Below are 12,868 nucleotides of genomic sequence, written 5' to 3'. Positions count from 1 at the left end.
TGAAAAACCGCTGGACTTACTGAAAAGATTGATCTTGAACCGTTCTCCCCGATTCGTATTTTGATGCAAATGTGCTTCGCGCGCGAGGCGGGTGATGCGTGCACTGGAACACCGCGAACCAGTGATACAGAATCACCTGAATCGCCGTCGATTTTTCCCGTTTTTCAGTAGAACAGAATGAACCGGTTCGGCATGTCTCGTACATTTTCAAATCATTTCGGAGCACATTCAGAGCAAATCGGAGCAAACTCACCCTGAACTCAAAGCAATTCACAGCAAACTCAGAGCAAATTTCCCCCTTGACCCCCACGTGCCGTTTCACAAAATCAAAATTCAGCATGATCAATCCTCGAAAAAAATGTCAATAAAAAGGGGTAGCCCCGAATGCAATTCACGGCGGCGAGAGACCACAGGAAACGGTCAGAACCCCCGTGCGATTCCAGCAGACCATCCCCTCGGTGTGCCATCTGTTGGCTTGCCCCAACAGTGCTTGTGGCAACAAAGAATTCGGCCAGAAAACAGAATGAAAACAGGGTAAGCCCGGATACAATCCGGGCCGAGCGCAGCGAGCAGGAGGTCCCAGCTCCCGCGCACACCGTATCTCAGTGGACCCCACCAGACCTTTCGTGTCGTTCGTGCCTTTCGTGGTAGAATAAGATAGAACCATTTCGCAGGGTGCCATCTGTTGGCTTGCCCAACAGTGAAAAAAACGCTCCCGATCCAGGACAACCCACCCCCCATTCTAACCAACGGCACGAGCGGACCAATCTGAACATCGCGCACCACGCAGCCGCCCGCCAGGTGAGACTGTCAATCAGCTCATCAGTGAAAATACCCCACCACAAAACTGAGCGGAATGGTGCTGGCCACCGGTAATATAGTCAGCATCAACCATAATCACCGGCGGCTGGCGTTGACCCGCTCAGAAAGAAAAGGGTCCCCGCATGCCATTCACGGCGGCGAGAGACCACAGGAAACGGTCAGAGCCCCCGTACGATTCCAGCAAACGATCCCCTCGGTGTGCCACTGTTGGCTTGCCCAACAGTGCTTGTGGCAACAAAGAAATCGGCCAGAAAACAGAATGAAAAAAGGGTAAGCCCGGATACAATCCGGGCCGAGCGCAGCGAGCAAGAGGTCCCAGCTCCCGCGCACACCGTATCTCAGTTGCCCCCACCAGACCTTTCGTGTCGTTCGTGTATTTAGTGGTAGAAATCAACGGGTGCCATCTGTTGGCTTGCCCAACAGTGAAATAAAGGGTGCCCCCGAATGCAATTCGGGGTGGTCGAGAGACCACAGGAAACTGTCAGAGAGGCCGTCCCCTTCCGGCTTACCAGTCCCTACACCCCAACCGCTAACTTGCCATCACATAACCATTTGCTACACTGGGATTACGTGCACACTCACACCATCCAGTCTTTCGTGCTTTTCGTGCCTTTCGTGGTAGTAAAAAAACATTTCGAAGTCCCCTCCAGAACCAGCAACAGGAACCATAATGGCGAAGAAAAAAGCAGCCCCCAAAAAGACCGAAAAAGGCTTCGAAGAGTCCCTCTGGGATTCCGCGAACCGGCTGCGGGGCAGTGTGGAATCTTCGGAATACAAGCACGTCGTCCTCAGCCTGATCTTCCTCAAGTTCGTCTCCGACAAATTCGAGGAACGCCGGGCCGAGCTCATCGACGAAGGCAAAGGCGACTTCACCGACCAGGTTGCTTTCTACACGATGAAAAACGTCTTCTACCTGCCGGAGACCTCCCGCTGGAGCTATATCCAGCAGCAGGCCAAGCAGGGGGACATCGCCCTCAAGATCGACTCCGCCCTCTCCGCCGTCGAAAAGAACAACAAGTCGCTCAAAGGGGCGCTGCCCGATAACTACTTCTCCCGGCTCGGTCTCGACAGCAGCAAACTGGCCGCGCTGATCGACGCCATCAATAAGATCGACACCGTCAAAGACAAAGAGCAGGACGTCGTCGGCCGCGTTTACGAATATTTCCTCGGCAAATTCGCTGCTTCGGAAGGCAAGCTGGGGGGCGAATTCTACACGCCCAAGTGCGTCGTCAATCTGATCGCCGAGATGATCGAACCCTTCAAGGGGAAAATCTACGACCCCTGTTGCGGCTCGGGGGGCATGTTCGTGCAGTCGCTCAAGTTCGTGCAGAGCCATCACGGCAACACGAAGGACATCTCCGTCTACGGACAGGAATACACGGCGACCACGTATAAGCTGGCCAAAATGAACCTCGCCGTCCGCGGCATCAATGCCAACCTGGGCGACGTCCCCGCCGACAGTTTTTTCAAGGACCAGCACCCCGACCTCAAGGCCGACTACATCATGGCCAATCCCCCCTTCAACATGAAGGACTGGCGCGGTGCCGACGAACTGGCCGACGATCCCCGCTGGAACGGCTACGAAACCCCGCCCACCGGCAACGCGAACTACGCCTGGATTCTGCACATGCTCTCCAAGCTCTCGCAGCACGGCGTCGCCGGCTTCGTCCTGGCCAACGGTTCGATGTCCACCAACACCAGCGGCGAAGGGGCCATCCGCCAGAAACTGGTCGAGAACGACCTGGTCGACTGCATGATCGCGCTCCCCGGCCAGCTCTTCTACACCACGCAGATCCCCGTCTGCCTCTGGTTCCTGGCCCGCAATAAAAAGGCCGACAAGAAACGGGACTACCGCAACCGGCAGGGGGAGACCCTGTTCATCGACGCCCGCAAACTGGGGACGATGATCAGCCGCACGCAGAAGGAACTGACGGCCGACGACATCGCGAATATCGCCCGCACGTATCATGCCTGGCGGGGCGAACAGAAAGACGGCACCTACGAGGACCAGCCCGGCTTCTGCAAATCGGCCACGCTGGAAGAGATTCAAAAGCACGACTACGTCCTCACCCCGGGCCGCTACGTCGGCGCCGCCGCCCTGGAAGACGACGGCATCCCCTTCGAAACCAAGATGACCGAATTGACCGAGACCCTCTATGAGCAGATGGCCGAGTCCGCCCGGCTGGATAAAGTGATTCGCAAGAATCTGAAAGGGCTCGGTTATGGGAAGTGAGTGGCAGGAATATACTCTCACAGAAATTTATGATGTAAGCTCTGGGCTTTCCAAACCTGCAAAGGATTTTGGTGAAGGCTATCCTTTCGTATCATTTAACCCGCATTTCCCAGATGACTTCCTACACTTTGGCACGTAATTTGCGCCACACCCCTACAAAACAAGGTTATTCTGCCAATTCATGCCATGCTGACAGGGGAACTTGATGGGTGACAGCCAAAACCAGGATTTACGGGTCAGTTTTGACAGCCGATTGAAGCTGAAGTTCTGCGGCAGTCAGGTCACCACCGATGCGGGACTACTGGCCTATCGGGAACTGGATGCAGCGCTCGGTCTGACGGAAATGGGCGGAGATGTGCTGAGCGATTCACGCCCGGGCCGCAACAAGCAGCACCAACTCGTGCCGCTGTTGCGTCAGTCGATCTACAGCCGACTGGCAGGCTACGAAGATGTCAATGACGCTGAGCGCTTGTGTGTGGACCCGGTGCTACGCCACGTGGTTGGCGGAAGGGCGAGTCAGCCGGATAAACAAGCGGCGTCAAGCAGCGAGGTGGGCCGTTTCGAGACGCAGATACTCAGCACGCAGCGCAATCTCACGGCACTGATGAAGCTCTCCGGACGCTGGATCAACAACCTCCACCGGCGGCGACCGCTCAAAGAACTCATCCTGGATCTGGACAGCTCGGTCAGTGAGACCTACGGCCGGCAACAGGGCGCGGCCTACAACGGCCACTTTGCATGCCTCTGTTACCATCCGCTGTTTCTGTTCAACCAGCATGGTGATCTGGAGTACGCGATGCTGCGGCGTGGCAACAAGGCCAGCGCGAAATACTGGCGGAAGGTGCTACTGCCGGTGATCGAACGGTATCGGCATTTGGACATTCCGAAGTTCTTCCGCGGCGATGCGGCGTTCGCCATTCCAGCGCTGTATCGTGTGCTGGAGAAAGCAGACTATCGTTACGCCATTCGCCTCAAAGCCAACGCCGTATTGGAGCGGGAAATCTCGCATTTGCTCACCCGTCCGGTCGGACGGCCTTCCCACAAGCCCAAGGTCTGTTATCACAGCTTCCAATATCAAGCAAAATCATGGCAGCGATCGCGTCGCGTGGTGGCCAAAGTTGAGTGGCACGCAGGCGAACTGTTCCCGCGTGTTGGATTCATCGTGACCAACTTGAACCAGCACTCGAAGAACGTCGTGAAGTTCTACAACGGTCGGGGCACCGCCGAGCAGTGGATCAAGGAAGGCAAGAACGCCGTCAGATGGACGAAGCTCTCCTGCCGGACGTTCAAAGACAACCAAGCTCGGTTGCAACTGTTCGCCTTAGCTTATAACCTCGGCAATTTCCTGCGGCGGCTGGCCTTGCCCAAGCCTATACAGAACTGGTCGCTGACGACGCTGCGGGAGAAGCTGGTCAAGGTTGGGGCCAAGGTAACCCGGCATGCCAAGTACGTATTCTTTCAACTGGCCGAAGTGGCTGTGCCACGGAGATTGTTCGCCGCAATTCTTGATCGGATTGCACGACTGGCAATTCCGCCGCCGGTCACGCATGACGTGAAGCGGAAGTATATCAAATAGCGAAAAACGGGGTTCCTCACAGAGAAAGTCTGCGCAGAAACCGTGTTGACTACTGAAAAATGATTCGCTCGGGCAGCAATTTCCGGATCTCAACAACAGAGGCACAACAAAAGTGGCGAAAAATCACTTTGTTTTAGACACGGGGGACCGCAGTGGTTACAATCAAAGAAAGTCCATGCCTGGAGTGGTTTCAGGCTGATCCATATGGGAAATCTCGGATTAATATTTTTAATCGAAGCTTTTAAACAATTTTCATATCCACCGTCTGGATGAGGCCGAAAAGTATCCCCATCGAAGTAATCACCAAATTTTGCATCGAATGTAAATCGATTACAATCAATCGAAAATACTTTAAGAGTATCTGCCAAGCGTCTTTGAACATCAGGCCGACCGCCCAGCAGATGCACGGGTCTATCAAAACTTTCAACGGTCACTTTAGTTCCGCCATATTTTGTGGGAACACTATATGCCAAAAGAAACTCACTTGGTATTAACTCGTTTAAGCGACCATTGAGTTTAGGGTCTTTTGGTACAATAGCAACGTGATCAGAATAATTAAGTAAGCACTCCGCTTCCTTTATGATCTCATCAAGATGAAAAATGCATTCAACATCCCTGGCAATGGTTAATTTGGGCTTCAGCTTGGCTGCTATTTCCACATGGCGTTTAAAATTATAGTTCTTCCAATCAATGTCTAAGAAACCAATTGAATTAAATTTAAATGTTTTTACATCGCGCATGTTTGTATAACGCGCAGCTGGGTGCCACCCATATTTTAGTGCTATACCAATCGCTTTTTTACTGTGAGCGACAAATTTGAGAATTTCCATTCTGCAAAAAATTTATCTATCTAATTTCTAACTCATCAAAAACAAGATTTAACCTGTAGCAACTCAATTAGAAGCTATTTAATTGCATGAACTTGTTGATTAAGAAATTAGAAATATATCGAGTATTTTGGGTTCGTGAATTAATTTACTTCTGGTCGCCTTTTCAGCACTGCTTCCTCAGGATTTTCTACTGCAGATAAAATATTTTCTGCAACCTTGTCCATAAGTTTATTTCCCCAAAAGGGGTCATTCACATCATAATAAATCACTCTGATATGCTTTAAATCGAACGGAACATCACCTTCATTTGAAGATACGAGAACAACTGGCTTTTCTAATTTTAAAGATGTGTTTTATAACTTTTTTCTTCCAGATGAATTAACTCAACTCGTAAAGTCGAATGAGAAAGAACAGGAAAAATGTTCTGTCCAGAGAGGAGATGTCTTTCTAACTCGTACCAGTGAAACTATGGATGATCTTGGAATGAGTAGTGTTGCAAGAAAGGATTATCCCAATGCAACATTTAATGGATTCACAAAAAGGTTACGACCTAAGCCTGAATCTCCTGCTCATCCTGAATTTGTTGCATATTTCTTACGCAGTCCACATTTTCGAAATGAGATGCTCGCATTCTCGACAATGTCTACTAGAGCAAGTCTCAACAATGACATGATCAGCAGACTGCGAATCAAGCTTCCACCACTCCCCGAACAAAAAGTGATCGCCCAGATTCTGGGTTCCCTGGATGACAAGATCGAATTAAACCGGCGGATGAATGCAACGCTGGAAGGGCTGGCGCAGGCGTTGTTCCAAAGCTGGTTTGTGGACTTCGACCCGGTGCTCGACAATGCCCTCGTCGCTGGCAACCCGATCCCCGACGAACTCACCGACCGCGCCGCGATCCGCCGCCAGGCCCTCGACAACGGCACCGCCAACCGCGAAGCCGCCCAACACTTCCCCGCCACCTTCCAGTTCACCGAAGAACTCGGCTGGATACCGGAGGGGTGGGAGATCCAAAAAGCAGAAAATATTGTTCAACGACATAAAGTGAGTAAAAAGTTTACAAAAAAAAATGTATCTAAAGAGGGAGACGTACCGGTCTTTGACCAAGGATCAGGGCTTATATTGGGTTATAGTGACGCTCCTGCCGACATCAATTCATCTAAAGAGTTACCTAATTTTATATTTGGTGATCATACCTGTATAACTCATATTTCTTTAAAACCATTTTCGGTTGGCCCAAATGTAATACCTCTATCGGCTGAGTTTTACGATGCTTATTGGACATTCTATGCCATTAAGGATTTACAGGATTTTCAAGAATACAGGAGGCACTGGATGGAATTTAAGATAAAGGAAGTTTTGGTTCCATCAGAAAAATTAGCAGTCCAATTTGGGGATCATGTTCGAGAGTTCTATAAATCGATAGAATTAAATTCTGAAACGTCAAGCACGCTCACCAAACTCCGCGACACCCTCCTCCCACAACTCATCTCCGGCGAACTCCGTATCCCGAACGCCGCAAAACTTGTTGAGTGCTCTCTTCTTTAAATCACTTGTAGAGTGGACCTTCACCCTGAACAACAGTATTCTGGACAATGGCTTATATTTAGTTTTCGCCTTTGTTTACGCGAGGTTGCATTTTGTATTGGAAATCTCAAATCTGATTTAGACCTCAGGAAGCAATAAAATATTGAGGACCGTATGCATCTATCAACTTTATCGTTTACCGATCTGCGACAGTTTGAGAAAGGGACTTTTGAGTTTTCTCCTGGATTCAACCTATTGGTGGGGGAAAATGGAGCTGGTAAATCTACCATTATTCGAGGAGTGATCGCGGCAGTAGGTGATACCCGGAGTGTAAGTGAAGACCAGAAAATAGGAGATGAAGACATACGCCTTGGGAGTGATCACGCCATTGTCGAGGCGGTGGTTCGTTTTTCCGATAGTAGTATCGATTATTTTCGTTTTGAAAAACCGCTTTGGGGTCGCATCAAGCGATCACCGCGAGGAAGTACTCGCCCGCTGGTTCTCAGTTATGCTTCAAACGAAGCAGTTTGTCGATCAATGAGGGTGAAGCAGATCAAGCGACTTCGAGAAGATAAGCACGATCATCTTCGTCAGGAACAAGAGTTTCTCTATTATGGATCTGGCAGAAAATTTCCTGATAATCATCCAGGCCTAAACGGAAAACGGTTTGGAAATAGCCAGCAGGTTCTGGAATTTGTTGGAAAAATGCTCTCCAATTTCTCTCCTGATTTTGAAGACTTTCATTGGAGATTCGAACCCTATGCCTGCACGCTGATCCCCCAGAGAGTCGCAGAGAAAGGAATACCGGTTGATACGAAGTTGAAAAAACAGATAGAAGCAGCTTCCCTGCGTTTTTTCCAAGAAGGTCATCTGAGATCGAAAAATAGGTTTCCCGATTGGCCCGATCAATCTGAGGTTGTTTTGGGGCTGGAATCTGAAAGCTCAATAGATAAGGAAATGGATATGTTGTTACGGGCTGGATGGGAGGTCATGGATCTGCCATCGGAAGCCTTACGTCTCTTTCGTAATTCGCTTTTGAAGGTGAAACTTACCCCTCGCATTATGATTATGCGCCCGATTGGGCCGCTAAGTCTTGGCCAGCTTTCCGACGGCGAACAGCGCCTGTTTTCACTCTTTGTTGACATCGCGCGCAATCTATCTCTTCAGAACGAACCGGATGGAAACATAGGAAGTGGCAAAGCCATAATTCTTATTGATGAGATCGATGTTCATCTTCATCCCAAGTGGCAACGTCAAATCGTCCCCTTACTTGAGGATCTATTTCCCAACTGTCAGTTTATTGCCACCACTCACTCCCCATTTGTGATTCAGTCAGTCCGCTCTGACTCAAATCTAGTGCTTCTGGATGGTCAGCCTCTCGCACAATTGGGTAACACAGGGATTGAAGAAATTTCTCAGGTGGTTATGGAAGTTAGTCGCCCTGATGTTAGTGAGCGTTATGCAAAAGAGGTTGAACTGTCTAAGAGTTTTTTGCAACTATTGGATGAGGCCGAGAAAGCTCCCAAAGAAAAGCTCGAAGAGTATATAGACAGGCTTAGAAAGAAGTTGGAGCATGCTCAAAATCCAGCAATGCAGGCTTTTCTCGAACTTCAACAGGCATCACGATTGGAGGGATAATTGAGACCTGTCAGACGAAATTCATCCCCGATTTCGGGGGACTATTCCGATTACAAAAAGGCTAAAACCGATTTAATAAGTCGAATTGGTAGCGGTTGGTGCCATGACATTCATTTGGCGTCATACTGTAATTATTGCGAAAGACCAATCTCGACTCTTTTAGCCGTTGAGCATATTGAGCCCAAAGATGGCCCCCACGGGAGACCACATTTGATAGGTCGTTGGGATAATTTCCTCGTAGCTTGTCCAAATTGCAATTCCACAAAAAAAGATAAGCTTGTTAATTTCAAAGATCTCTATTTTCCAGATCGAGATAACACCTTTCATGCATTCAGATATTTAGCAGATGGTAATATCGAACCAATGAATGCAGGCGATCAAATCGCTGAAGACACATTACGATTGACAGGGTTGGATAAAGCCATGCGTCAAACACAAGATGTGGCAGGTAGATTGATTGCCGAAGAACGAGCTTCTCAACGAATGGAGATATGGAAACTTGCCGAATTAGGTCTGAAGGATTTCCACTCAGATCCTACAAATAATGTAGTTAAGGACTCGATAGTCAATAATGCTGTTTTAAGTGGATTTTTTAGTGTCTGGATGACGGTTTTTTGTGATGTCCCTGAAATGATGAATCGTTTTATTGATGCTTTTTCAGGAACACGTGAAAGCGAATGCTTTGATTTTCAAGCAGCCGCCATAAGTCCAGCCCCGAATCCCGACAATCTAAGAGCTGGAGGAAAAATATAGTGACCAGACATACTATGAAACCATCGAAACGTTGCGGCTGAATACAGAAAGTTACAACACTTTTAATTAAACCCTCATACCCAGTTTAATATGATGAAATTCACCGAAGCCCAACTCGAAGCTGCGATCATTGCCCTCCTCGGTGAGGCCGGGTATCCGCATCGGTTGGGGGAGACACTGGAGCGGGGGCCGGAGGATGTGTTGATCAAAGCCGATCGGCGGGCCTTCCTGGCGCAGCAGTATGCGGCAGAGGGGATCACCGAGACCGAGATCGAGTCGGTCATTCAGCAGCTCGAAAGTCTCTCTGCCGCCGACCTCTACGAGAGCAACAAACAGATCATGCAGCGGGTCGCGGACGGCTTTCTGCTCAAACGGGAAGACCACACGCAGAAAGACCTCTATATCCAGCTCATCGACTATGGCCCGCTGGACGCCTCCCGCGAAACGGAATCTGCCACAGACGACCCGGTCGGCGGTAACATCTTCCAGCTCGTCAGCCAGTTATCGATCCAGGGGAGCGAAGTCCGCATCCCCGACGCGATTCTCTTTATCAACGGTCTGCCGCTGGTCGTCTTTGAATTCAAAAGCGCGATTCGCGAAGAGACCACGATTCACGACGCCTACGTCCAGCTGACCACCCGCTACAAACGCGATATCCCCGAACTGTTCAAGTATAATGCGCTTTGCGTGATCAGCGACGGGGCCAACACCAAGGCCGGGGCCTTCTTTGCCCCTTATGATTTCTTCTACTCCTGGCGGAAGATCGACGGCAGCGAACTCACGGAAAAAGACGGCATCCCCGCGCTGGAGACGATGCTCCAGGGACTGTTTCACCCGCTCCGCCTGTGCGACGTGATCCGCAATTTCATCTATCTGCCCGATAAGTCGCACGCTGATGTGAAAATCCTCTGCCGCTACCCGCAATATTACGCCGCGACGAAACTCTTTCAGAACGTCCTCGCACACAAACAGCCCGCCGGCGACGGGAAGGGGGGCACCTACTTCGGCGCCACCGGTTGCGGCAAGAGCTATACCATGCTCTTCCTCACCCGACTGTTGATGAAAAGCGTCCAACTGGGCAGCCCGACCATTGTCCTCATCACCGACCGCACCGATCTGGATGACCAGCTCTCCAAAATGTTCGTCAACGCCAAGCAGTACATCGGCGACGAACTGGTGCTGAGCGTGGAGAGCCGGTCGCACCTCCGCGAGCTGCTGAAAGGCCACCAGAGCGGCGGCGTCTTTCTGACCACGATTCACAAATTCACCGAAGACACAGAGCTGCTCACCGAACGGGACAACGTGATCTGCATCTCGGACGAAGCGCACCGCAGCCAGGTCAACCTGGATCAGAAGGTCCGCGTGACCGACAAAGGGGTCAAGAAGACGTTCGGCTTTGCGAAATATCTGCACGACTCGCTCCCCAATGCAACCTACGTCGGCTTCACCGGCACCCCCATCGACGCCACGCTGGACGTCTTCGGCCCCGTCATCGATTCCTACACGATGACCGAATCCGTCGTCGACGAAATCACCGTGCACATCGTCTACGAAGGCCGGGCCGCCAAAGTCCTGCTCGACAACAGCAAGCTGAAAGAGATCGAAGACTACTACGCCGAGTGCGCCGAAGCAGGGGCCAGCGACTACGCCATCGAGACCAGCAAAAAAGCCAACACCCAGATGGCCATGATCCTGGGCGATCCCGACCGTCTCCAGGCCCTCGCCGCGGACTTCGTGAAACATTACGAAACCCGCCTCGAAGAAGGGGCCACCGTCGCCGGCAAGGCGATGTTCGTCAGCAGCAACCGCACCATCGCCTATGAATTCTACAAGGAAGTGATCGCCCTGCGTCCCCAGTGGGCCGAGGCTCGCACCTGTGCGGAGGGAGAGCAGCTCAGCGAGCAGGAGCAGAAAGAAATCAAGCCGATGGAACGCATCAAACTGGTGATGACCCGCGGCAAAGACGATGAAGAAACGCTCTACAACATGCTGGGCACGAAGGAATACCGCGAGGAACTCGCCCGGCAGTTCAAGAACGAGAAGTCGAATTTCAAAATCGCCATCGTCGTCGACATGTGGCTCACCGGCTTCGATGTGCCGGAGCTGGATACCATTTACATCGACAAACCGATCCAGCGGCACAACCTGATCCAGACGATCTCCCGCGTGAACCGTAAATCCCAGGGCAAAGAAAAAGGGCTCGTCGTCGATTACATCGGCATCAAGAAACAGATGAACCTGGCCCTCGCCCACTATTCCAAGGCCGACCAGAGCAACATCGAAGAGATCGCGCAGTCGCTGACCGTCGTCCGCGATCACCTGGACCTGATGCGGGCCATCTTCCACAAATTCGATGCGAAACCGTACTTCACCGGTCCGCCCCTCGAACGGCTGCACTGCCTCAACATGGCAGCCGAGTACGTGCAGCTCACTGAGGAACTGGAAAAACGCTTCATGTTCCTGGCAAAACGTCTGAAAGCCGCCTATGACATCTGCGTCGGCTCGGACGAATTGACCCAGGACGAACGCGACCACGTGCATTTCTACCTCGCGATCCGCTCGATCATCTTCAAGCTCACGAAGGGGGACGCCCCCGACCTGGCCCAGATGAACGCCCGCGTGCAACAGATGATCGCCGAGGCCCTCCAGAGTGAAGGGGTCGAAGAACTCTTCAAGCTGGGGCAGGGGGACACCACCGAGGTCGACATCTTCGATCCCGACTACCTCGCGAAGATCGAAAAGATCAAGCTCCCCAACACCCGCATCAAGCTCCTGCAGAAACTGTTAACGAAGGCGATCGAAGACTTCAAGAAGGTCAACAAAGTCAAGGGCGTCGATTTTTCCAAACAGTTCCAGTCCCTCGTCGAAAAATACAACGACCGTAACGAGCAGGACACCCTCCGCAGCGAAGTGCTCGACGATTTCACCGAGGAGATCATCGATCTCTATAACAAGATCAAACAGGAAAAAGGTTCCTACGCCGACCTGGGCATCGACTTCGAGGAGAAGGCGTTCTACGACATTCTCAAAGCGCTGACCGTCAAATACGATTTCGAATACCCCGAAGATAAGCTCCTGCACCTGGCCAAAGAGGTCAAACTGATCGTCGACGACAAGGCCCGCTACACCGACTGGAGCCAGCGGGACGACATCAAAGCCGAGCTCAAGGCGGACCTGATCATCCTGCTCGCCAACAACGGCTATCCCCCCATCGACCGCGACGAAGTCTACAAAGAGATCTTCGAACAGGCCGAAAACTTCAAAAAATACCAGTCCCAGCGTGACAGCGAATAAAGGCCGGCCCCCTGTTTCGCTTGCTTTTCTCCCATTTCCGGGAACTCTCCACTCTGCCGGTGCGTCAGGAAATTGCCGTGAAAGTTGTTGACAGTCACGGAACCGCACTTTTAAGATGTAGTGTGCCCCTGTTTATTTGTTGGGACTTTTGTTTAGATCGCCAGCGCCAGTCTAAGATGGGCAGCAAATCGC

Annotated in this window: 7 protein-coding genes; 6 read left to right on the top strand and 1 reads right to left on the bottom strand. The window is 51.2% G+C overall.

Annotated features, from left to right (window positions below; all coding sequences use genetic code 11):
- Positions 1 to 1,492: 1,492 nt before the first annotated feature.
- Both Enr10x_RS14395 and Enr10x_RS14390 read left to right on the top strand, forming a co-directional pair.
- A complete protein-coding gene (locus tag Enr10x_RS14395; RefSeq protein WP_145450252.1) occupies positions 1,493 to 3,055 on the top strand; it encodes a type I restriction-modification system subunit M in 1,563 nt (520 codons plus the stop codon).
- Positions 3,056 to 3,260: 205 nt separating this feature from the next.
- Positions 3,261 to 4,631, top strand: coding sequence for an IS1380 family transposase (locus tag Enr10x_RS14390; protein ID WP_145104163.1), 1,371 nt, complete (start codon positions 3,261 to 3,263; stop codon positions 4,629 to 4,631).
- A gap of 89 nt (positions 4,632 to 4,720) precedes the next feature.
- Here Enr10x_RS14390 and Enr10x_RS14385 read toward each other — a convergent pair whose 3' ends face one another.
- Positions 4,721 to 5,461, bottom strand: a complete 741-nt coding sequence (locus tag Enr10x_RS14385; protein ID WP_145448761.1) for a DUF6610 family protein — start codon at positions 5,459 to 5,461, stop codon at positions 4,721 to 4,723.
- Positions 5,462 to 5,725: 264 nt separating this feature from the next.
- Here Enr10x_RS14385 and Enr10x_RS29960 point away from each other — a divergent pair, with 264 nt between their 5' ends.
- From Enr10x_RS29960 to Enr10x_RS14355, 4 genes are all read left to right on the top strand, one after another.
- Positions 5,726 to 7,012, top strand: coding sequence for a restriction endonuclease subunit S (locus tag Enr10x_RS29960; RefSeq protein WP_390621354.1), 1,287 nt, complete (start codon positions 5,726 to 5,728; stop codon positions 7,010 to 7,012).
- 153 nt (positions 7,013 to 7,165) lie between these two features.
- Complete coding sequence (locus Enr10x_RS14365; RefSeq protein WP_145450249.1) at positions 7,166 to 8,629, top strand: AAA family ATPase; 1,464 nt, start codon at positions 7,166 to 7,168, stop codon at positions 8,627 to 8,629.
- A complete protein-coding gene (locus Enr10x_RS14360; protein ID WP_145450246.1) occupies positions 8,630 to 9,382 on the top strand; it encodes an HNH endonuclease in 753 nt (250 codons plus the stop codon).
- 93 nt (positions 9,383 to 9,475) lie between these two features.
- Positions 9,476 to 12,676 carry a type I restriction endonuclease subunit R gene (locus tag Enr10x_RS14355; protein WP_145452667.1) on the top strand — a complete coding sequence of 1,067 codons (3,201 nt, stop codon included), beginning with the start codon at positions 9,476 to 9,478 and terminating at the stop codon, positions 12,674 to 12,676.
- Positions 12,677 to 12,868: the final 192 nt, after the last annotated feature.

This window comes from Gimesia panareensis, from assembly GCF_007748155.1.
In the GTDB taxonomy this organism is placed as follows: domain Bacteria; phylum Planctomycetota; class Planctomycetia; order Planctomycetales; family Planctomycetaceae; genus Gimesia; species Gimesia panareensis.
The sequence above is the reverse complement of the archived record's forward strand: the minus strand, read 5'-3'. Positions and strand labels throughout refer to the sequence as shown.